Below are 20,530 nucleotides of genomic sequence, written 5' to 3'. Positions count from 1 at the left end.
GATGGATGTTGTACTTTATTATTTGATCCGGGCAATTGATCTATATTCCTGGGCACTCATTATTTATATTTTAATGTCTTGGTTTCCCGATGCACGTAATACATCAATCGGGCGCTTTTTAACAAGAATTTGTGAACCGTACCTGGACCCATTCCGCCGTATTATTCCGCCGCTTGGCATGATTGATATCTCGCCAATCGTTGCTTTTATTACGCTGAACCTAGCAACGCGCGGACTTCAGCAGCTGATGATCTGGGTATAACATGAGTGATATTTACCAGCATTTCAGGTCGGAAGAGCGGGACTTCATTGATAAAACCGTAAAGTGGAAGCAGCAAGTGGCGGATATGTATGCGCCTAAACTAACCGGCTTTTTAGACCCCCGGCAGCGGCAGATTCTTCGGTCAGTTGTCGGATCAGGGGAGGAAGTGCTCGTTTCGTTTTTCGGAGGCTACCCGAATGCAGAGCGAAAAAGAGCGCTTATTCATCCTTCTTATTTCGAACCGAAGGAAACGGATTTTGATGTTAGTCTTTTTGATATTGAATACCCGCATAAATTTGCTTCTATCAGCCACCCCCATATTTTGGGGAGTATGATGGGGCTTGGCTTAAAGCGGGAGAAATTTGGCGATATTTTAAACGAGCAGGAACGCTTTCAGATGATTGTGGCAAAAGAACTTGTCGATTACCTGCACAGCCATTTTGACCATGTTGGCAAAGTACCTGTTTCGTTGAAAGAAAAGCCATTTTCAGAAGCTCTTTACACAGCTGAAGAGTGGCGCGAGCAAGCGGTTACGGTTTCGTCACTGCGCCTTGATGTGATCATCAGCGCGCTGCCGTCGATGTCACGCCAAAAGGCACAGCAGCTTATTAAAGGCGGTGCCGTGAAAGTAAACTGGCGGGCTGTAGACCAGCCTTCCTTTGAATGTGCAACTGGGGATATGCTGTCTATTCGTGGAACAGGGCGTGTGAAAATTTTATCCCTTGATGGACAAACCAAAAAAGAAAAATGGCGAATGACCTTGGGCATTTTGAAATAAATTTGTGAAAATGCCGAGATTTTCCCACAAGCGCTCGAAAAACCTTTATAATGAAAATCAATGATCATGTAATGCTTTGGAGGTGGCTGTATGCCCTTAACGCCGTTGGACATACATAAAAAAGAATTTGGCCGTTCATTTCGTGGGTATGATGAAGATGAAGTGAACGATTTTCTAAATCAAATTATTAAAGATTACGAGTTGATTATTCGCGAGAAAAAAGAATTAGAAGCGCAGCTGGCCGGCCAAACGGAACGGCTTAGTTATTTTGCCAATATTGAAGAAACATTAAATAAATCCATCGTTATTGCGCAGGAAACGGCAGAGGATGTAAAACGAAATGCTTTAAAAGAGTCTAAGCTTTTGATTCGTGAAGCAGAAAAAAATGCTGACCGCATTGTCGAGGAGTCTTTATCAAAAGCCCGTCGCATCGCTGTTGAAATTGAAGAACTAAAAAAGCAGTCTAAAGTATTCCGTACGCGCTTTAAAATGCTGATGGAAGCTCAGTTAGATTTGTTAAACAATGATGACTGGGATACACTTCTTGAATTTGAAGTAGATACGGAAGAAGTTGAGCGCTTCAGCGACGAAGAGAGATAAGCTTGACGAATGAATCGTTCATTTTTATAATGTAACCATCTGAATAAATTATGAAACGCGATGAAAGGGACAGTAGAGTGCAGATAGTCGGTCATAAGCGAACCAGGGACGGTGAAAGCCTGGTACCGATATGCAGCTCCAAAATCACCCTCGAGCATTTTTCGTGAACATCGGAGTAGCGGAAAACGATCGATCCACGTTACGGATTTTGAGCGGGCAGCCATTGGCTGTCAATCAGGGTGGTACCGCGGAAACCTTTCCGTCCCTTTTGAGGGATGTGAAAGGTTTTTTTATTTTCATTTAAAAAAGGAGATTATGGAATGAATTATAAAGATACGTTATTAATGCCGAAAACAGACTTTCCGATGCGCGGCAATCTGCCAAAGCGTGAGCCGGCCATGCAGAGCACATGGAATGAAGAAAACATTTATCAACAGGTATTGGACCGCACAAAGGACCGGCCGATGTTTGTCCTGCACGATGGCCCTCCATATGCAAATGGTGATATTCATATTGGGCATGCGCTGAATAAAATCTTAAAAGACTTTATTGTACGCTTTAAATCGATGAGCGGTTTTTATGCACCGTATATTCCAGGCTGGGATACTCATGGTCTTCCGATTGAGCAGGCGCTAACAAATTCCGGTGTAAATCGGAAAGAGATGACGGTAGCCGAGTTCCGTCAGCTTTGTGAAGAGTATGCCTACAAGCAAGTCGACAGCCAGCGGGAGCAGTTTAAGCGTCTTGGCGTCCGCGGTGACTGGGAAAATCCTTATATTACATTAAAGCCTGACTATGAAGCAGCTCAAATTAAAGTGTTTGGTGAAATGGCGAAAAAAGGGTTTATCTATAAAGGGTTAAAACCTGTTTATTGGTCTCCGTCTTCTGAGTCTGCCCTTGCAGAAGCGGAAATTGAGTACCAGGATAAAAAATCAGCTTCTATTTATGTTTCTTTTGAAGTGAAAAAAGGAAACGGTGTGCTTGAAGAAGGCACAAAAATTATCATTTGGACCACGACTCCATGGACGATTCCGGCAAACCTTGGTATCTCCGTTCATCCGGAACTGAATTATGCCGTTGTCAGTGCAGCGGGTGAGAAGTTTGTTGTGGCTGAAGCACTGCTAGAGGAAGTAGCATCAAAAATCGGCTGGGAATCCTATACGACTGATAAGCTGGTAAAAGGGGAACAGCTTGACCGTATCATCGCCGCACACCCCCTTTACGGACGCGATTCTCTTGTAATGCTTGGTGAGCATGTAACAACAGATTCCGGTACAGGTGCGGTTCATACAGCACCAGGACACGGGGAAGATGACTTTATCATTGGGAAGAAATATGGCCTTGATGTTCTTTGCCCGGTAAACGACCGCGGTGTGATGACAGAGGAAGCTCCTGGATTTGAAGGGCTGTTTTATGACAATGCCAACAAGGCGATTACCGAAAAATTGACAGAAGCCGGCGCGCTGTTGAAAATGGAGTTTATTACCCACTCGTATCCGCATGACTGGCGGACGAAAAAGCCGGTTATTTTCCGCGCGACAGCTCAATGGTTTGCGTCGATCGACAAGTTCCGCCCGGAATTGCTCCAAGCTGTAAAAGAAACGAAATGGGTGCCGGCATGGGGCGAAACACGCTTATTTAATATGATCCGAGACCGTGGTGACTGGTGTATTTCCCGCCAGCGGGCATGGGGAGTGCCAATCCCGGTATTTTATGCGGAAAACGGTGAAGCGATTATTACTGATGAAACGATTTCGCATGTTTCGGATTTATTCCGCGAGCACGGATCAAATATTTGGTTTAAGCGGACAGCGAAGGAGCTGCTTCCGGAAGGATTTACGCATCCTGGCAGCCCGAACGGTGAATTTACGAAAGAAAACGATATTATGGATGTTTGGTTTGATTCCGGCTCTTCACATGAAGCTGTTTTAGAGCAGCGCAAGGATGCCCAGCGTCCGGCTGATCTTTACCTGGAAGGTTCTGACCAATATCGCGGCTGGTTTAACTCTTCTTTGATCACAGCAGTAGCTGTAACGGGAAGTGCTCCATACAAAGGCGTGCTAAGCCACGGATTTGCACTTGACGGTGAAGGCCGCAAGATGAGTAAGTCACTTGGCAACACGGTTGTTCCAGCCAAAGTAATGGAGCAGCTTGGTGCTGATATTCTGCGTCTTTGGGTATCATCGGTTGATTTCCAAGCGGATGTGCGTGTATCAGATGCGATTTTAAAACAAGTGGCCGAAGTTTACCGCAAAATCCGTAACACGTTCCGCTTCCTTTTAGGAAACCTGGATGGCTTTAAGCCGAGTGAGCATGCGGTAGCATATGAAAACCTGCGTGAAGTTGACCAGTTTATGCTGGTGAAATTAAATGAATTAATCAAGGCGGTACGCGGCCATTACGAAAACTATGAATTTGCGGCTATTTACCATGCAATCAACAATTTCTGTACAGTTGATTTAAGCTCCTTCTACCTTGACTTTACGAAAGATGTTTTATATATCGAAGCGGAGAATCATGCAGACCGCCGTGCTATTCAAACGGTTCTCTTTGAAACGTTAACAGCACTTGCAAAATTGGTATCCCCAATTCTTCCGCATACAGCGGATGAAGTATGGGTGGAAGTGCCGGAAGCTGAAGAGAAATACGTACAGCTGACAGATATGCCGGAGTACAAAGAGCTTCCGGATGCTGAGACGTTAACGGAAAAATGGACAGCGTTTATGGCGGTTCGTGACGATGTGCTCAAAGCGCTTGAAGAAGCCCGCAACGAAAAAGTCATTGGGAAATCATTGACAGCCCATGTGAAGTTATTTGCAGGAGCGGAAACAACAGCATTGCTTGCGTCTATCGAAGAAGACTTGAAACAGCTGTTTATCGTTTCCGGATTTGAAATTGCCGGGACAGACGCTGAAGCACCTGAACATGCGGTTCAGCTTGAAACAGCTTCTGTAGTGGTAGAAAAAGCGTCTGGTGAAACATGCGAACGCTGCTGGACTGTAACAGACGAAGTAGGAAAGGATGCTGAGCATCCGACGCTTTGCCCGCGCTGTGCGTCTGTTGTAAAAGAGCATTATTCAGAAGTGAACTAAAACAAACGAAAAAGAGGTTAGCTAAGAAAACCGCTAACCTCTTTTCAGCGTTGGAGGTAAAATATGTATTACTACGTATTGTCGCTGCTCATCATTCTCCTTGACCAATGGACAAAGTGGCTGATTGTGAAATCAATGGAGATAGGGGAAAGTGTGCCTGTTATTGACAACCTGTTTCATATTACTTCACACCGAAACAGGGGAGCAGCATGGGGAATGCTCGAAGGCCAATTTTGGCTGTTTTATCTAATTACAGCTATTGTAGTAGTCGGCATCATTTACTTTATGCAAAAAGAAGCAAAAGGAAAACCGTTAATGAAAATCTCCCTAGCTGTTTTGCTTGGAGGAGCATTGGGCAATTTTATTGACCGGCTGTTCCGTGGGGAAGTGGTTGATTTTGTACAGACGTTTATTTTCGGCTACCGGTTTCCCATTTTTAATATTGCCGATGCGGCGTTAACGATCGGTGTTATTTTGCTGTTTGCTGCCATGCTAATAGAAGATCGAAAAGGAAAGAAGGCATAATATGAAAACATTACAGTTTACAGTAAGTGAAGAAGAAAACGGGAGCCGGATTGATAAACTCGCCGCAGCCCAGGAAGAGCAATATTCCCGTTCCCAGGTGCAAGAATGGCTGAAGGAAGGACGTGTTCTAGTCAATGGTCAGCCGGTCAAAGCGAACTACAAAGCGGCAGCAGGAGACGAAGTGACCATTGACATTCCAGAACCTGAAGAACTGAATATTGAAGCGGAAGATCTGAAGCTGGACATTTATTATGAAGATGAAGACGTCATCGTGGTCAATAAGCCGCGCGGCATGGTTGTGCATCCGGCTCCCGGGCATACGACGGGAACGCTTGTGAATGGTTTAATGTACCATTGCAAAGACTTATCCGGTATTAACGGTGTGATGCGTCCGGGTATTGTCCACCGGATTGACAAAGATACATCTGGTCTTCTCATGGTCGCTAAAAATGATATGGCACATGAAAAATTAGTGAATCAGCTTGTCGAAAAGTCTGTGACGCGTAAGTATCAGGCGATTGTACATGGTATTATTTCTCATGATTATGGCACTATCGATGCCCCGATTGGCCGGGATACGAAAGACCGGCAAAAAATGGGCATTGTAGATCATGGTAAAGTAGCCGTGACGCATTTTCAAGTGCTTGAGCGTTTTCGGGACTTTACGCTGGTGGAATGTGAACTTGAAACAGGGCGTACCCACCAAATCCGTGTTCATATGAAGTATATCGGTTTCCCGCTTGCCGGAGATCCAAAATACGGACCGCGGAAAACACTCGACATTGATGGCCAGGCACTTCATGCAGGCGTATTGGGATTTGTTCACCCGCGTACGAATGAATATATGGAGTTTGAAGCACCGGCACCTAAAGAGTTTACAGATTTAGTTGATGACTTACGGAAAAAGATTTGACTTTTGTCGAATTTATCGATACAATGAACTCAGTTGAATAAGAACCTTTAAGAACAGTCCCGTGAGGCTGGGAAGGAATCGGATATGAAATGGCACGAGTATGCCATTTTCAAGGAACCACTATGCCTTCTCGCCCACACCGGGTGAGGAGGCTTTTTTCATGGAAAAAGCGGTTGTACTTGATCAGCAGGCGATTCGCCGGGCATTAACAAGAATCGCACACGAAATTATTGAAAGAAATAAAGGCATTGAAAATTGTGTGCTTATTGGCATTAAAACACGGGGCATTTACCTGGCACAGCGGCTTGCCGAGCGCATTTTTCAAATTGAAGGACAGCGCATCCCTGTCGGAGAGCTTGATATTACGCTGTATCGGGACGATTTAACAGTAAAAACAAAAAACGATGATCCAGAAGTAAAAGGATCCGACATACCCGTTGATTTAAACGGAAAAACGGTGATTCTTGTAGATGATGTTTTGTATACGGGCCGCACTGTCCGGGCTGCAATGGATGCCATCATGGACATTGGACGCCCTTCCCATATTCAAATGGCGGCACTTATTGACAGAGGGCACCGTGAACTGCCAATCCGGGCTGACTATATCGGGAAAAACATTCCATCAGCGAAAACTGAGCGGATTGTGGTCACACTTGAAGAAGTGGATGAAGAAGATCGTATAAGTATTTATGAATAAAGAATGAATGTTTAGTAATGGCCCTGTGAGGCTGGATGAACATTGACAACCTTTTAAAAATGCACGAGAGGCATTTAAGGGTGAAATCGGTCTGCTCCTATGCGCAGAACAGCTTCGTTATGCTGTAAAAACGAAAAAACACCCTGAAACCAGGGTGTTTTTTTTATGAAAACGGAGGTAAAAATCGATGCTGAGAAATTTAGTTTCAATTAGGGATTTGCATAAAGATGAAATTTTGTTAATATTAATGCAGGCGCAGAAATTTGCGGAAGGCGAAGTTTGGACACCGCATGAAAAACAATATGTCGCGAATTTGTTTTTTGAAGCAAGCACGCGGACAAAAACAAGCTTTGAAATGGCAGAGAGAAAACTCGGCTTGGATGTGATCCCGTTTGATGTTGGGAGTTCAAGTGTTTTAAAAGGAGAAACATTGTACGACACAGTTCGCACACTCGAAGCCATTGGTGTTAACGCAGTGGTGGTCCGTCACGAAGCAGATGCTTACTACGACGAACTCGTTGGCCATATCGATATTCCGGTCATTAATGCAGGAGACGGATGCGGCCAGCATCCAACCCAATGCCTGCTTGACCTTCTAACCATTCAGCAGGAGTTTGGCACGTTCGAAGGCTTGAAAATCGGCATTGTCGGCGATATCCGGCACAGCCGGGTAGCCCGCTCCAACGCAGAGGCACTGAGACGCCTTGGTGCAGACGTGAAATTTTCAGGTCCTCCTGAATGGTTTGAAGAGGATTTCCTCCAGTCAGGAGGGTTTGTTGAAATCGACGAATTAGTTGAGCAGGTGGACGCTTTAATGCTGCTGCGTATCCAGCACGAACGGCATCAGGTCGCTTCGTCGATGACAAAAGAAGAGTATCATATCCGTTACGGTTTAACAGAGGAACGGGAGAGCCGGATGAAGCCGGGAAGCATTATTATGCACCCTGCTCCGGTAAATCGGGATGCAGAAATTGCCGACAGCTTAGTTGAATGCGAACGGTCCCGCATCTTTAAACAAATGGAAAACGGTGTATATGTCCGCATGGCGGTCTTAAAAGAAGTGCTTGAGGGGAGATTGGCAAATGAACTGGTTAATTAAAAATGGACAAGTCTTAACAGAAAACGGTGAATTAACCGGAGCAGATGTCCGCATTCAAGATGGGAAAATTACTGAAATCGGCGCTGGCCTCGCAGAAAACGACGAAGAAACAATCGATGCGGGCGGCAAGCTCATTGCACCCGGCCTGATTGATTTGCACGTGCATCTGCGTGAGCCAGGCGGCGAGCACAAAGAAACAATTGAAACTGGAACGAAAGCAGCCGCTAAAGGCGGATTTACAACGATCGCGGCTATGCCAAATACCCGGCCGGTACCAGATACAGAAGCAAATCTTCAAAAAGTGAATACACTTATTGAGGAAAATGCACAAATTCGTGTGTTGCCGTATGCATCTATTACAATCCGCCAAGCGGGCAAAGAGCTTGTTGACTTTAAAGTACTCAAAGAAAACCAGGCATTTGCTTTTACAGATGACGGAGTCGGCATTCAAGAGGCAGGCATGATGCATGCTGCAATGAAGCAGGCAGCTGCTCTTGATATGGCAGTTGTAGCACATTGTGAGGACAACAGCTTAATTTACGGGGGCGCTGTTCACGACGGTGAATATGCTAAACGTGAAGGCGTGCCGGGCATTCCATCCATTTGCGAAGCCGTTCAAATTGCAAGGGATGTGTTGCTAGCAGAAAACACGGGCTGTCACTACCATGTCTGCCACGTCAGCACAAAAGAATCGGTACGTACGATTCGTGATGCAAAAAGAGCGGGCATTCGAGTAACTGGCGAAGTATCACCGCATCATCTCGTACTCACGGATATGGATATCCCCGGACAGGATCCGAACTTTAAAATGAACCCGCCGCTTCGCGGAGCGGAAGATAGAAAGGCTCTTATTGAAGGGCTGCTTGACGGAACGCTTGATTTTATCGCAACAGACCATGCACCGCATACAGCAGAAGAAAAAGCAGCAGGCATTCTCAAAGCACCATTCGGCATTACAGGATTCGAAACAGCTTTTCCGCTTCTGTACACCGAGCTAGTGAAAAAAGGTGTGATTACATTGAAGCAGCTTGTAGACTGGATGACGGTGAAACCGGCTGAAGTCTTTAATCTGCCGTATGGCCGCCTCAAAGAAGGTGTCAACGCTGATCTTACCATTATTGATCTTGATAGCGAAAAAGAAGTAGATCCAAAGACGTTTTTATCAAAAGGTAAAAACACACCATTTGCAGGCCGCGTACTTTCAGGGTGGCCGGCCGCAACGTTTTTTGAAGGAAATCTTGTATGGCAGGAAGGAACGATCAACGAATGAAAAAACAGCTTATTTTAGAAGATGGTACAGTATTTGCTGGTGAAGGATTCGGCAGTGAAAAAGACGTAACGGGCGAAGTGGTTTTTACAACAGGGATGACAGGTTACCAAGAAACCTTGTCTGACCCATCTTACTGCGGACAAATTGTCACATTCACTTATCCGCTTATTGGCAACTATGGTATTAACCGTGACGACTTTGAAACAATTCAGCCGGCTGTAAAAGCACTCGTTGTGAAGGAAGCAGCAGATTTTCCTTCAAACTTCAGAACTGAATTTTCAATCGATGAATATTTAAAAATGAAAGATATTCCGGCTATTTCCGGTATTGATACACGCAAATTAACGCGAATTATCCGCCAGCACGGTGCCCTTAAAGGAGCGATTGTTTCTGCGGATGTAAATCCTGAGGATGTGATTCCACGCCTTCAGGCAACAGTACTGTCAAACGATCAGGTTGCACAAGTTTCTACAAAGTCCGCTTATCCAAGTCCGGGACGCGGTTTCCGGGTTGTCGTAATCGACTTTGGTATGAAGCATGGGATTTTGCGTGAATTAAACAATCGTAACTGCGACGTAACGGTCGTACCGCATGATACAACAGCAAAAGAAATTATGCAGTTTAAACCAGACGGTATCATGCTGACAAACGGACCGGGCAACCCGAAAGATGTGCCGCATGCTATCGAAACGATTCGTGAGCTTATCGGTCAGGTGCCGATTTTCGGTATCTGCCTTGGCCACCAGCTGTTTGCTCTTGCTTCCGGTGCGGATACATTCAAGCTGAAATTCGGTCACCGCGGTTCGAATCATCCAGTTAAGGATCTTGAAACAGGACGTACAGCGATCACTTCTCAAAACCACGGGTTTGCTGTAAGCGAAGAATCAATTGCGAATACGGATTTGAAAGTAACACATGTTGCACTTAATGATGGAACAGTTGAAGGGCTGGCTCATAAGAAGTACCCTGCTTTCACTGTGCAATATCACCCAGAAGCTTCACCAGGACCAGAAGATGACAATATTTTATTTGACCGCTTTGTTGACTTAATGAAAACAAACGCTGCAAAGGAGACACAACATGCCTAAACGTACAGACATCCAAAGTATACTTGTGATTGGCTCCGGCCCGATCGTAATTGGCCAGGCGGCAGAATTTGATTATGCAGGGACACAAGCATGTCTCGCTTTAAAAGAAGAAGGATACCGGGTTATTCTCGTAAACTCAAACCCAGCAACGATCATGACGGATACGGAAATTGCGGATGCAGTTTATATTGAACCGATCACGCTTGAGTTTGTCCGCCGCATTATTCAAAAAGAACGTCCGGACGCGATTTTGCCAACGCTTGGCGGCCAGACAGGATTGAATATGGCAGTCGAGCTTTCCAATGCCGGCGTGCTGGATGAATACAACGTAAAAGTGCTTGGTACGAAGCTTTCAGCGATTGAGCAGGCGGAAGACCGCGACTTGTTCCGTTCATTAATGAATGAATTAAACGAGCCGGTGCCACAAAGTGAAATTATCCACACTTTAGATGAAGCGTATGCCTTTGTTGAGCAAATTGGCTATCCAGTTATCGTACGCCCTGCTTATACACTTGGCGGTACGGGCGGCGGAATTTGCGAAAACGAAGAAGAACTGGTTGAAACCGTAACAAACGGTTTGAAACAAAGCCCGGTTACACAGTGTCTTCTAGAAAAAAGCATTGCCGGCTTCAAAGAAATCGAATATGAAGTGATGCGCGATTCAAATGACAATGCGATTGTTGTTTGTAACATGGAAAACATTGACCCGGTTGGAGTTCATACAGGGGATTCGATTGTTGTAGCGCCGAGCCAGACATTAACAGACCGCGAGTATCAAATGCTGCGCAATACATCTTTGTCTATTATTCGCGCGCTTGGTATTGAAGGCGGCTGTAACGTACAGCTTGCACTTGATCCACACAGCTTCCAGTACTACATTATTGAAGTAAATCCGCGTGTAAGCCGCTCATCAGCCCTTGCATCGAAAGCAACAGGCTACCCGATTGCAAAATTAGCAGCAAAAATTGCTGTCGGCTTAACACTTGATGAAATGATGAACCCGGTTACGGGCAAAACGTACGCTTGCTTTGAGCCGGCTCTAGACTATGTTGTTTCTAAGATCCCACGCTGGCCGTTTGATAAATTTGAGAACGCAAACCGTACATTAGGTACGCAAATGAAAGCAACGGGCGAGGTTATGGCAATTGGCCGTACATTTGAAGAGTCAATGCTGAAAGCAGTCCGCTCACTGGAAAGCGGCGTATACCATCTGTCGCTCGATGAGCTGGCTGATAAAGACGACGCGTTTCTTGAAAAACGGATTCGCAAAGCAGGAGACGAACGCTTGTTCTATCTAGGTGAGGCACTTCGCCGCGGCATCACAATCCAGACGATTCATGAGTGGAGCCAAATTGACCTGTTCTTCCTGAAGAAGTTTGAAAACATCGTTAAATACGAAAAAGAAGTCGAAAACAATCCATTTAACCATGAGGTTGTGAAACGAGCGAAACAGCTTGGATTTGCCGATAAAACCATTGCAAAAGCATGGGGCGTTTCTGAAAAAGAAGTGTACGACTGGCGTAAAGAAAACGGCATTGTCCCTGTTTTCAAAACCGTTGATACATGTGCGGCAGAATTTGAATCAGAAACACCATACTACTATGGCACATATGAAGAAGAAAACGAATCGATTGTGACAGACCGCAAGTCCGTTGTCGTACTTGGCTCTGGTCCAATCCGTATCGGACAGGGTGTTGAGTTTGACTACGCAACGGTACACTCTGTATGGGCGCTGAAAGAAGCAGGTTATGAAGCGATTATTATTAACAACAACCCTGAGACGGTTTCAACAGACTTTAGTATCTCTGACAAGCTTTACTTCGAGCCGTTAACAATCGAAGATGTCATGCACATTATCGATCTGGAAAAACCAGAAGGCGTTGTTGTACAGTTCGGCGGCCAAACGGCGATTAACTTAGCCGGCCAGCTAGTAGAACACGGCGTAAAAATTCTCGGCACAAGCCTTGAAGATGTAGACCGCGCAGAAAACCGTGATAAGTTCGAGCAGGCTCTGCAGGAGCTTGATGTTCCGCAGCCGCTTGGCAGAACAGCTTTCTCAGTAGATGCAGCCGTTGAGATTGCCAACAGTATCGGTTACCCAGTTCTTGTTCGTCCGTCATACGTGCTCGGCGGCCGTGCAATGGAAATTGTTTATAAAGAAGCAGAATTGCTTCAATACATGCAAAATGCTGTAAAAGTCAACCCAGAGCATCCAGTTTTGATTGACCGTTACCTAACGGGTAAAGAAATTGAAGTAGATGCGATCTCTGACGGCACAGATGTAGTCATTCCAGGAATTATGGAGCACATCGAGCGTGCAGGTGTCCATTCTGGTGACTCGATTGCCGTATATCCGCCACAAAAGCTGACAGATGACCAAAAAGCAAAAATTATCGAGTATACAACAAAGCTTGCCAAAGGCTTAAACATTATCGGCCTGCTCAACATTCAATATGTTATTTCAAAAGGTGAAGTGTTTGTAATCGAGGTAAACCCTCGTTCAAGCCGGACGGTACCATTCTTGAGCAAAATTACGAATGTACCGATGGCGAACCTTGCAACAAAAGCGATCATGGGACAGTCATTAAAAGACATGGGCTACGAATCAGGCCTTGTTCCAGAAAAATCAGGTGTTTACGTAAAAGTTCCAGTGTTCTCATTCGCAAAACTTCGCCGTGTAGATACAACGCTTGGCCCTGAAATGAAATCAACAGGTGAAGTAATGGGGAAAGATGCAACGGTTGAAAAAGCACTTTACAAAGGGCTTGTGGCATCCGGTATGAAGATTCCAACTAAAGGAGCTGTTCTCCTGACAGTTGCTGATAAAGATAAAGAAGAAGCGCTGGTAATCGCAAAACGCTTCCACAATATCGGATTCCAGCTGCTGGCTACACATGGCACAGCTAAGATGATCAGCGAAACAGGCGTACCAGTACAAACCGTGGCCAAAATCGGCGCGAAAGGTCCAGATATGCTGGATGTGATTCGCGGAGGCGAAGCGCAGTTTATTATCAATACTCTTACAAAAGGCAAGCAGCCGGCGCGTGACGGCTTCCGTATCCGCCGTGAATCAGTAGAAAACGGTATTCCATGCTTAACGTCACTTGATACAGCAACCGCAATTTTAGAAGTGCTTGAATCAATGATCTTTAATGCAGAAGCAATGCCAAAACCGGCATTGGAGGCGGTCCATTCATGATTCAAAAAGAGCTGATGACGGTTGTTTCCCAATCGGAAATCGCTAAAAATATTTTTGAAATGATATTAAAAGGGGCGCTGGTTGATCAAATCGACCAGCCGGGCAAATTTGTCCATTTAAAAGCGAGCGAAGAAATGATGCCCCTTCTTCGCCGCCCAATCAGCATTGCGCGTGTTGAACACGATAAGCAGGAATTTACGATGATTTACCGGGCGGAAGGCGCAGGAACCACTGCGCTTTCCCGCAAGCAATCCGGTGACCAGGTGGACGTTCTCGGTCCACTTGGCCACGGTTTCCCGGTTGAAGCAGCAGCTCCTGGAGAAACTGCCCTGTTAATAGGCGGCGGCATCGGTGTTCCACCGCTTTATGAACTATCACGCCGCTTAAATGAAAAAGGCGTAAAGACCATTCATGTTCTTGGCTTTCAAAACAAGGAAGCTGCATTTTATACAGAACAGTTTGCCGAGCTGGGTGAAACATATGTCGCAACAGTAGACGGCTCACTTGGTGAACAGGGATTTGTAACGGATATTGTAAACAAACATGGACTGCGGGGAGACGTATTTTACTCCTGCGGTCCAACAGTTATGTTAAAAGCGGTTGAAAAGCTTAATGCCGCGCCGCGGGGTTTTATTTCTCTTGAGGAGCGGATGGGCTGCGGGATTGGTGCCTGCTTTGCCTGCGTATGTCATCCGGCAGCGGATGAAACGGGAACGGCATACTTGAAAATCTGCAGCGACGGTCCAGTATTTAAAGCCGGGGAGGTGGCATTATGAGCCGATTAGCACTAGATCTTCCAGGTTTGTCACTTAAAAATCCGGTTATGCCGGCATCCGGCTGCTTCGGGTTTGGCCGCGAATTCAGCCAGCTGTTTGATTTAAGCGCACTTGGGGCCATCATGATCAAAGCAACAACAGAAGCACCGCGTTATGGAAATGCAACACCTCGTGTAGCAGAAACACCGGGCGGTATGCTGAATGCGATCGGGCTTCAAAACCCCGGTTTGGAAAAAGTAATCGCCAATGAACTCGAGTGGCTTAAACAGTTTGACGTGCCGATTATTGCCAATGTAGCCGGCTCGCAAACAGAGGATTACGTTCAAGTAGCCAAAGAGATTTCTAAAGTGGGCAACGTTCATGCATTGGAACTCAATATTTCCTGCCCGAATGTTAAAACAGGCGGAATTGCTTTTGGAACCATACCAGAAACAGCAAAAGAGTTAACAAAACGAGTAAAAGAAGTGTCTGAAGTGCCTGTATATGTAAAGCTGTCGCCTAATGTTACCAATATTGTCGAGATGGCAAAAGCGGTAGAAGACGGCGGCGCAGACGGCATTACAATGATCAACACATTGATTGGCATGCGTATCGACTTGAAAACAGGACGGCCGATTTTATCGAACCGGACAGGCGGTTTGTCAGGTCCAGCCGTAAAACCGGTAGCGATTCGTATGGTGTATGAAGTAAGCCAGCAGACGAATCTGCCAATCATCGGCATGGGCGGTATTTCAAACGTTGAAGATGTGATTGAGTTTTTCTTAGCGGGTGCAGATGCCGTGGCAGTTGGCACAGCAAACTTTGTAAATCCATTTGTCTGCCCGGAATTAATTGCAGAGCTGGATCAGTACTTAGAAGCCCACAATGTAGATCATATTAGTGAATTAAAAGGACGGAGCTGGAAATAATGGAAAAAGAACCAATTATTGCACTCGATTTCCCGACTTGGCAGGAAACCGAGCAATTTCTTGTGCCCTTTCGCGGAGAGCAGCTTTACGTAAAAGTAGGGATGGAGCTTTACTTGCAAAATGGGCCGTTCATTATTGAACAGCTGAAACAAATGAATCACCGTATTTTTCTCGATTTAAAACTTCATGATATTCCTAATACAGTAGGACAAGCCATGAAAGGCCTGGCGGCGCTTGGCGTGGATATGATTAATGTCCATGCAGCCGGCGGAGTTGAAATGATGAAGCGTGCCTGCGAAGGCCTGGATGCAGGCGCTCAAGGCAGCCGGCCTGTGCTGCTTGCGGTTACGCAGCTGACTTCGACATCGGAAGAAGCGATGCAGCAGGATCAATTAATCAAGGTTCCGCTTGGGGAATCTGTCCGCCATTATGCCCAAAAAGCGCAGGAAGCCGGCTGTGATGGAGTGGTCTGCTCAGTTTTAGAAGCAGCGGCTATTCGCGAAGCATGCGGGGAAGCATTCTACAAAGTAACACCTGGCATTCGCTTAAAAGGCGGGCAGGCAGACGATCAAAAGCGTATTGCGGATCCGGCTGAAGCGCGTAAAATCGGTTCAACGATGATTGTAGTAGGGCGCCCGATTACAAAAGCAGCCGACCCGGTTGCAGCCTATCAACATGTGAAAGCACTCTGGGGAGGACAAGCATAAAATGAAAAAGCAAATTGCAGAAGAATTACTCGAAATCCGTGCGGTTTTTTTACAGCCAAATGATCCGTTTACATGGTCATCCGGCATGAAATCACCCATTTACTGCGATAATCGCTTAACATTATCGTATCCGAAAACGCGCCAAAAGATCGCTGCCGGACTGGCAGAACTGATCCAAAAAGAATATCCGGAAGCAGAAATCATTGCCGGCACTGCAACAGCAGGCATTCCGCATGCTGCCTGGGTTTCAGATGTATTGAATTTGCCAATGTGCTATGTGCGCTCAAAAGCAAAAGAGCATGGAAAAGGCAACCAGATTGAAGGAAAAGCGGAGCCCGGCTCAAAAGTAGTCGTCATTGAAGATTTGATTTCAACAGGCGGCAGTGCGATCACAGCAACAGAGGCGCTCCGTGCAGCAGGATGCGACGTTTTAGGTGTAGCAGCCATCTTTACATATGGACTGCCAAAAGGAGATGCACGCCTGGCGGAAGCAGAATTAAGGGCTGTTGCGCTAAGTGATTATGATGCACTGATTGAAGTTGCTGCTGAAAAGAATTACGTAAAAACAGAAGACATCGAAACGCTGAAAAAATGGAAACAGACGCCCGATTCATGGGGCATCAATTAATTTCCAGGCGGCCGTGATTAATCACGGCCGCTTTTTTGTTTGGAAAAATATGATACAATCATGTCAATTTTATCGGCGGGAGGAATCGATGTGGCAGAATACAAGGTAGAATTAATAAATCCCTCTTCTCATTTAAAGGAAGAATACCGCTCGTTTTATGAAGAATGGGAAGCAAGCGGTGAAAAGATGATACCGTCGGTGATTGAACGGGATCCATCCCGTTTTGAAGAAATGCTTCAGTTTCTGCGGGACAATGGAAAGGGCATCCGTATTCCATCCGGGTAGGTGCCTGATTACGTACTGGCTGATTGATGAAAGGAAGCGAGTCCTTGGTGTTGTTAATATCCGCCATGCTTTAACACCTTTTTTGCGAAACAGCGGCGGACACATCGGTTACGGTATCCGGCCTTCTGAATGAAGAAAGGGCTACGCGGCTTCCTTGCTTAGACTTGTCACTTCAAAAAGCAAGAGAGCTCGGTATCGAGCGGGCTTTGGTTGTTTGTGACGAAGGCAATATCGGGTCTTTTAAAACCATTGTAAAAAATGGCGGTATCGCCGATCGGGATTTTATAGAGGGAAATGGAACCGTCGTCAAACGATTTTGGATCGACACATAAAAAGAAAGTGAGCGGGTCCGCTCACTTTCTCATTTTCATGACTTTGCCTTCATCCGGGGTAACATACACCGTATGCTGATTATCGTAAATCACAAATCCCGGTTTTGCGCCGGACGGCTTTTTCACGTGGCGGACTTTTGTGTAGTCAACTGGAACAGAAGAAGAGTCTTTTGCTTTGCTGTAGTAGGCAGCAATCATGGCAGCTTCTAAAATCGTTTCCTCTGACGGATCGTCTGAACGTATCACAATATGCGATCCCGGAATGTCTTTTGTATGAAGCCAGATATCATCCCGGCGTGCTGCTTTATTCGTTAAATAATCATTTTGCCGGTTGTTTTTACCAGCGTAAATAAGCGTTCCGTCTGTGGCCATATATTCTTCAATGACCGGCTTGTCCACTTTCTTTTTCTTCTTGATATGCCGCGCTTTTAAGTAGCCTTCTTCAGCGAGTTCCTCGCGAATTTCTTCAATATCCCGTGGTGCAGCTGATTCAAGCTGCTGAAGGAGGGCTTCAAAATATTGAATTTCCTCATTTGTTTTTTCGATCTGCTTCTGCACCGCTACAACCGCATGTTTTGCTTTTTGATAACGCGAAAAGTACTTTTGCGCATTGTCAGCCGGACTTTTTTGCGGATTAAGAGGGATCGTTACCGTTGCCCCATTTTCATCATAATAATTCACAACGTCAATTTCTGTCATGCCTTTTTTCACTGCATATAAATTGGCTGTTAACAGCTCACCCAGGCGCTGATATTCACCGGCATTTTCGGCTTCCTGAAGAGTACGCTCCAGCTTCCCGATTTTGGTGCGGTTTTTCTGCAGCTCATTTCCTATCAGACGCTCGAGGTCGTTTGCCTGCTGGCGTACACGGTCACGCTCTGCTTTACCAAAATAATACCGGTCTAAGAGCGAAGAAGCCGTTTCAAAGAATGTACGCTCTCCCTTTAGGTGAGAGAGATCCATCATGTAGAAAAATGATTTGTCGCCGTTTTCAATCATCACCGGGGAATACGCAGCTTTTTTTATAGGATCTATCACGTCAAGGAACGCAGCTGGCACTGTTTCACGGTTGGCAAGGCCGGCGCGGGCGACAATTTCATTGCTGATAAGCGGAGAAAAGCCTTCAAACGCTGATACGAGCTGTTTGGCAATTTTCCCTGCATTAAAATCTACAGCACGCTGAATGGTTTCCTTATCAGCAGCCAGCGGATTTTGCTTGTTTTGTGCAGGCGGTTCTACGTATGCTGCTCCGGGCAGAATGGTCCGGTAGCTGTTCATAGAAGATGGAACATGCTTGATGCTGTCAATGATCGTTCCTTTTTCCTTGTCAACAAGAAGAATATTGCTGTGACGGCCCATAATTTCCACGTACAACTGCTTGTAGGAAATATCTCCGATTTCATTTTTTCCTTTAAATTCAAAACAAATCGTCCGGTCAAGACCAAACTGGCGGATGTCTTCTAAAATAGCACCATCTAAATGCTTGCGCAGCATTACACAGAAAAGCGGCGGCTCAGACGGATTTTCCTGAACGGTTTCCGTTAGCTGTACCCGTGCATAAGACGGATGGGCAGATAAAAGCAGGCGGTTATTTTTGCCTCTCGCCCGAATGATCATAATGGTTTCGTTTTTAAATGGCTGGTGAATTTTGTTGACTCGGCCGCCTGTCAAGGCTTCCTTTAATTCTTCTACCATTGCTTTTGTAAATAGTCCATCGAATGCCATGATTCATACTCCCTTTTTGAACGAACATATTTATTCATCTTACCATGGGATGGGGCTTTTCGTAAATTTGGGGACATTGCTTTTGTAACCGTTCAAACTGCTGTATACTTATTTTGACAAACTTATACAGAAAAGAGGCATATTATGACAGAGCTGGTCGCAGTAGTTATGATTTTTTCAATCCCTCTTGCTGCCATTTTTACATCTTATAAAAGAAGCCAAACGAAATTGCAATATAAAATGATTAAAGAACAAATACAACTGGAAAAACTAAAACAGGAAAACTTTCTATTGGAAACAGAAAAAATGAAAACCGAGCTCCGGCTTTCACCCCCCCTTGAAGAAAAAGAAGAGGTTCTTGCATTTATCGAGCAGGAAAAGCAACATTTATGATATAATAATTCGAGTGTGCAAAAACGGACGAAACGTGACAAAGGGGATCAAGATTGATGCAATTAATCAATATTGGATTTGGCAGTGTCGTCTCGGCAGAGCGGATTGTAGCGATTGTCAGCCCGGAGTCGGCACCGATGAAGCGGCTCGTTCAAGAGTCGCGTGAAAAAGGAAATCTCGTCGATGCCACATTTGGCCGCCGGACACGTGCGGTCATTTTAACAGACAGCCATCATGTTATTTTGTCTGCTGTTCAACCGGAAACGGTGGCGAATCGTGCGGCGCTAAAAGATGAGGATGCTGAGGAAGGATTGTGAAGTAAGTGAAAGAAAAAGGTTTGCTGATCGTATTGTCCGGACCGTCCGGCGTGGGCAAAGGAACGGTGCGTAAAGCGATTTTTTCAAGAAAAGATGTAAAGTTCGAGTATTCCATTTCCATGACAACGCGCAAACCACGCGAAGGAGAAGTGGACGGCGTTGATTACTTTTTTAAATCCCGCGAGGAATTCGAGCAGTTGATCAAGGAAGGGAAACTGCTTGAATACGCAGAATTTGTCGGCAACTATTATGGAACGCCGGTTGATTACGTTCGGGAAACGCTCGACGCAGGGAAAGATATTTTCCTTGAAATTGAAGTAGAGGGTGCAAGACAGGTACGTGAAAAGTTTCCGGAAGGACTGTTTATTTTCTTAGCGCCGCCGAGTCTTTCGGAGCTGCACAGCCGGATTGTCGGCCGCGGCACGGAGACGGATGAAGTGATCCGGGGCCGTATGGAGCAGGCACGCAAAGAAATTGATATGATGGACTTGTATGACTACGTCGTTGAAAATGATGAAGTAGAGCGGGCATGCTCGCGCATTCAGTCTATCGTTGAAGCAGAGCACTGCCGGCGTGAGCGTGTACAGCACCGCTATCAAATTATGCTTGAACTGGAAGGGGAACAATAATGCTATATCCATCTATTGATAACTTACTAACAAAAATCGATTCTAAATATTCATTGGTCAGCGTAGCTGCAAAGCGCGCCCGTTCAATGCAGGAGAACAAAGGAAAAGGCGCGCTTGGGGCTTATCAGTCGCACAAGTTTGTTGGAAAAGCGCTTGAAGAGATTTATGCGGATGAGCTTGTCATGAAAAAGAAAGACGAGAACAAAACGTACTCAGACGAAGTGTAAATAAGGAAAACGGAAAAGGGCGGCGAATACCGGCCTTTTCTTTTTGTATGCTATCATATTGGCATAAAGAGTTGACTGGA

The 20,530-nt window shown here is 45.6% G+C and carries 20 protein-coding genes, 1 pseudogene and 1 other annotated feature; of the genes and pseudogenes, 20 read left to right on the top strand and 1 reads right to left on the bottom strand.

Features of this window, described 5'->3' with window-relative positions; translation table 11 throughout:
• Position 1 precedes the first annotated feature (1 nt).
• The 16 genes and pseudogenes from RRU94_RS19980 to RRU94_RS19905 all read left to right on the top strand — a co-directional run bounded on the left by RRU94_RS19980 (position 2) and on the right by RRU94_RS19905 (position 17,159).
• Complete coding sequence (locus RRU94_RS19980; protein ID WP_050181519.1) at positions 2-262, top strand: YggT family protein; 261 nt, start codon at positions 2-4, stop codon at positions 260-262.
• A 1-nt stretch (position 263) separates the two neighbouring features.
• Entirely contained in the window at positions 264-1,040 is a 777-nt protein-coding gene (locus tag RRU94_RS19975) for a YlmH family RNA-binding protein (protein WP_315692593.1), read from the top strand.
• Between the two features lie 90 nt (positions 1,041-1,130).
• Positions 1,131-1,640 (top strand): DivIVA domain-containing protein, encoded by a 510-nt coding sequence (locus RRU94_RS19970; RefSeq protein ID WP_242232112.1) that lies wholly within the window; start codon positions 1,131-1,133, stop codon positions 1,638-1,640.
• 51 nt (positions 1,641-1,691) lie between these two features.
• Positions 1,692-1,910: a binding site (T-box leader), on the top strand.
• Positions 1,911-1,960: 50 nt separating this feature from the next.
• Positions 1,961-4,732: an isoleucine--tRNA ligase gene (ileS, locus tag RRU94_RS19965; protein ID WP_315692591.1), complete on the top strand. Its 2,772-nt coding sequence runs from the start codon at positions 1,961-1,963 to the stop codon at positions 4,730-4,732.
• A gap of 63 nt (positions 4,733-4,795) precedes the next feature.
• A complete protein-coding gene (gene lspA / locus RRU94_RS19960; RefSeq protein WP_315692590.1) occupies positions 4,796-5,257 on the top strand; it encodes a signal peptidase II in 462 nt (153 codons plus the stop codon).
• A gap of 1 nt (position 5,258) precedes the next feature.
• Positions 5,259-6,170: an RluA family pseudouridine synthase gene (locus RRU94_RS19955; RefSeq protein ID WP_315692589.1), complete on the top strand. Its 912-nt coding sequence runs from the start codon at positions 5,259-5,261 to the stop codon at positions 6,168-6,170.
• 160 nt (positions 6,171-6,330) lie between these two features.
• Positions 6,331-6,867 (top strand): bifunctional pyr operon transcriptional regulator/uracil phosphoribosyltransferase PyrR, encoded by a 537-nt coding sequence (gene pyrR, locus RRU94_RS19950; protein WP_251270319.1) that lies wholly within the window; start codon positions 6,331-6,333, stop codon positions 6,865-6,867.
• A 190-nt stretch (positions 6,868-7,057) separates the two neighbouring features.
• Positions 7,058-7,966 carry an aspartate carbamoyltransferase catalytic subunit gene (locus tag RRU94_RS19945; RefSeq protein WP_242232454.1) on the top strand — a complete coding sequence of 303 codons (909 nt, stop codon included), beginning with the start codon at positions 7,058-7,060 and terminating at the stop codon, positions 7,964-7,966.
• On the top strand, positions 7,950-9,236 hold the full coding sequence (locus RRU94_RS19940; RefSeq protein WP_315692588.1) for a dihydroorotase: 1,287 nt from the start codon (positions 7,950-7,952) through the stop codon (positions 9,234-9,236). The genes RRU94_RS19945 and RRU94_RS19940 overlap by 17 nt, the downstream gene beginning before the upstream one ends.
• Positions 9,233-10,324 carry a carbamoyl phosphate synthase small subunit gene (locus RRU94_RS19935; protein WP_242232106.1) on the top strand — a complete coding sequence of 364 codons (1,092 nt, stop codon included), beginning with the start codon at positions 9,233-9,235 and terminating at the stop codon, positions 10,322-10,324. Before RRU94_RS19940 ends, RRU94_RS19935 begins: the two co-directional genes overlap by 4 nt.
• Positions 10,317-13,523, top strand: coding sequence for a carbamoyl-phosphate synthase large subunit (carB, locus tag RRU94_RS19930; RefSeq protein ID WP_315692587.1), 3,207 nt, complete (start codon positions 10,317-10,319; stop codon positions 13,521-13,523). Before RRU94_RS19935 ends, carB begins: the two co-directional genes overlap by 8 nt.
• The gene (locus tag RRU94_RS19925) at positions 13,520-14,299 is read left to right on the top strand and encodes a dihydroorotate dehydrogenase electron transfer subunit (RefSeq protein ID WP_315692586.1); all 780 of its coding nucleotides are present in this window, start codon (positions 13,520-13,522) and stop codon (positions 14,297-14,299) included. Before carB ends, RRU94_RS19925 begins: the two co-directional genes overlap by 4 nt.
• Entirely contained in the window at positions 14,296-15,207 is a 912-nt protein-coding gene (locus RRU94_RS19920; protein WP_315692585.1) for a dihydroorotate dehydrogenase, read from the top strand. The genes RRU94_RS19925 and RRU94_RS19920 overlap by 4 nt, the downstream gene beginning before the upstream one ends.
• Complete coding sequence (gene pyrF, locus RRU94_RS19915) at positions 15,207-15,914, top strand: orotidine-5'-phosphate decarboxylase (protein WP_315692583.1); 708 nt, start codon at positions 15,207-15,209, stop codon at positions 15,912-15,914. Before RRU94_RS19920 ends, pyrF begins: the two co-directional genes overlap by 1 nt.
• A 1-nt stretch (position 15,915) precedes the next feature.
• On the top strand, positions 15,916-16,542 hold the full coding sequence (gene pyrE, locus RRU94_RS19910) for an orotate phosphoribosyltransferase (RefSeq protein WP_315692582.1): 627 nt from the start codon (positions 15,916-15,918) through the stop codon (positions 16,540-16,542).
• Positions 16,543-16,602: 60 nt separating this feature from the next.
• Positions 16,603-17,159: pseudogene (locus RRU94_RS19905) on the top strand (GNAT family N-acetyltransferase).
• A gap of 21 nt (positions 17,160-17,180) precedes the next feature.
• Here RRU94_RS19905 and RRU94_RS19900 read toward each other — a convergent pair.
• A complete protein-coding gene (locus RRU94_RS19900; RefSeq protein WP_315692580.1) occupies positions 17,181-18,884 on the bottom strand; it encodes an Rqc2 family fibronectin-binding protein in 1,704 nt (567 codons plus the stop codon).
• A 144-nt stretch (positions 18,885-19,028) separates the two neighbouring features.
• On the opposite strand from RRU94_RS19900, the gene RRU94_RS19895 reads away from it, so the two are divergent.
• From RRU94_RS19895 to rpoZ, 4 genes are read left to right on the top strand one after another with little or no spacing between them, the layout of a single operon-like run.
• Positions 19,029-19,277: a hypothetical protein gene (locus RRU94_RS19895; RefSeq protein WP_315692579.1), complete on the top strand. Its 249-nt coding sequence runs from the start codon at positions 19,029-19,031 to the stop codon at positions 19,275-19,277.
• Between the two features lie 56 nt (positions 19,278-19,333).
• On the top strand, positions 19,334-19,594 hold the full coding sequence (gene remA / locus RRU94_RS19890) for an extracellular matrix/biofilm regulator RemA (RefSeq protein WP_050181503.1): 261 nt from the start codon (positions 19,334-19,336) through the stop codon (positions 19,592-19,594).
• 5 nt (positions 19,595-19,599) lie between these two features.
• Complete coding sequence (gene gmk / locus RRU94_RS19885; protein ID WP_251270308.1) at positions 19,600-20,223, top strand: guanylate kinase; 624 nt, start codon at positions 19,600-19,602, stop codon at positions 20,221-20,223.
• Positions 20,223-20,450, top strand: coding sequence for a DNA-directed RNA polymerase subunit omega (gene rpoZ / locus RRU94_RS19880; RefSeq protein ID WP_315692578.1), 228 nt, complete (start codon positions 20,223-20,225; stop codon positions 20,448-20,450). The genes gmk and rpoZ overlap by 1 nt, the downstream gene beginning before the upstream one ends.
• Positions 20,451-20,530: the final 80 nt, after the last annotated feature.

This window comes from Domibacillus sp. DTU_2020_1001157_1_SI_ALB_TIR_016 (assembly GCF_032341995.1).
GTDB classification, from domain to species: Bacteria; Bacillota; Bacilli; order Bacillales; family Domibacillaceae; genus Domibacillus; species Domibacillus indicus_A.
This window is presented reverse-complemented; position numbering and strand designations above follow the sequence as displayed.

Coding starts and splice junctions, on each gene's coding strand:
- RRU94_RS19980 (WP_050181519.1), top strand. CDS start 2: ATGGATGTTGTACTTTATTATTTGATCCGGGCAATTGATCTATATTCC.
- RRU94_RS19975 (WP_315692593.1), top strand. CDS start 264: ATGAGTGATATTTACCAGCATTTCAGGTCGGAAGAGCGGGACTTCATT.
- RRU94_RS19970 (WP_242232112.1), top strand. CDS start 1,131: ATGCCCTTAACGCCGTTGGACATACATAAAAAAGAATTTGGCCGTTCA.
- ileS (WP_315692591.1), top strand. CDS start 1,961: ATGAATTATAAAGATACGTTATTAATGCCGAAAACAGACTTTCCGATG.
- lspA (WP_315692590.1), top strand. CDS start 4,796: ATGTATTACTACGTATTGTCGCTGCTCATCATTCTCCTTGACCAATGG.
- RRU94_RS19955 (WP_315692589.1), top strand. CDS start 5,259: ATGAAAACATTACAGTTTACAGTAAGTGAAGAAGAAAACGGGAGCCGG.
- pyrR (WP_251270319.1), top strand. CDS start 6,331: ATGGAAAAAGCGGTTGTACTTGATCAGCAGGCGATTCGCCGGGCATTA.
- RRU94_RS19940 (WP_315692588.1), top strand. CDS start 7,950: ATGAACTGGTTAATTAAAAATGGACAAGTCTTAACAGAAAACGGTGAA.
- RRU94_RS19935 (WP_242232106.1), top strand. CDS start 9,233: ATGAAAAAACAGCTTATTTTAGAAGATGGTACAGTATTTGCTGGTGAA.
- carB (WP_315692587.1), top strand. CDS start 10,317: ATGCCTAAACGTACAGACATCCAAAGTATACTTGTGATTGGCTCCGGC.
- RRU94_RS19925 (WP_315692586.1), top strand. CDS start 13,520: ATGATTCAAAAAGAGCTGATGACGGTTGTTTCCCAATCGGAAATCGCT.
- RRU94_RS19920 (WP_315692585.1), top strand. CDS start 14,296: ATGAGCCGATTAGCACTAGATCTTCCAGGTTTGTCACTTAAAAATCCG.
- pyrF (WP_315692583.1), top strand. CDS start 15,207: ATGGAAAAAGAACCAATTATTGCACTCGATTTCCCGACTTGGCAGGAA.
- pyrE (WP_315692582.1), top strand. CDS start 15,916: ATGAAAAAGCAAATTGCAGAAGAATTACTCGAAATCCGTGCGGTTTTT.
- RRU94_RS19900 (WP_315692580.1), bottom strand. CDS start 18,884: ATGGCATTCGATGGACTATTTACAAAAGCAATGGTAGAAGAATTAAAG.
- RRU94_RS19895 (WP_315692579.1), top strand. CDS start 19,029: ATGACAGAGCTGGTCGCAGTAGTTATGATTTTTTCAATCCCTCTTGCT.
- remA (WP_050181503.1), top strand. CDS start 19,334: ATGCAATTAATCAATATTGGATTTGGCAGTGTCGTCTCGGCAGAGCGG.
- rpoZ (WP_315692578.1), top strand. CDS start 20,223: ATGCTATATCCATCTATTGATAACTTACTAACAAAAATCGATTCTAAA.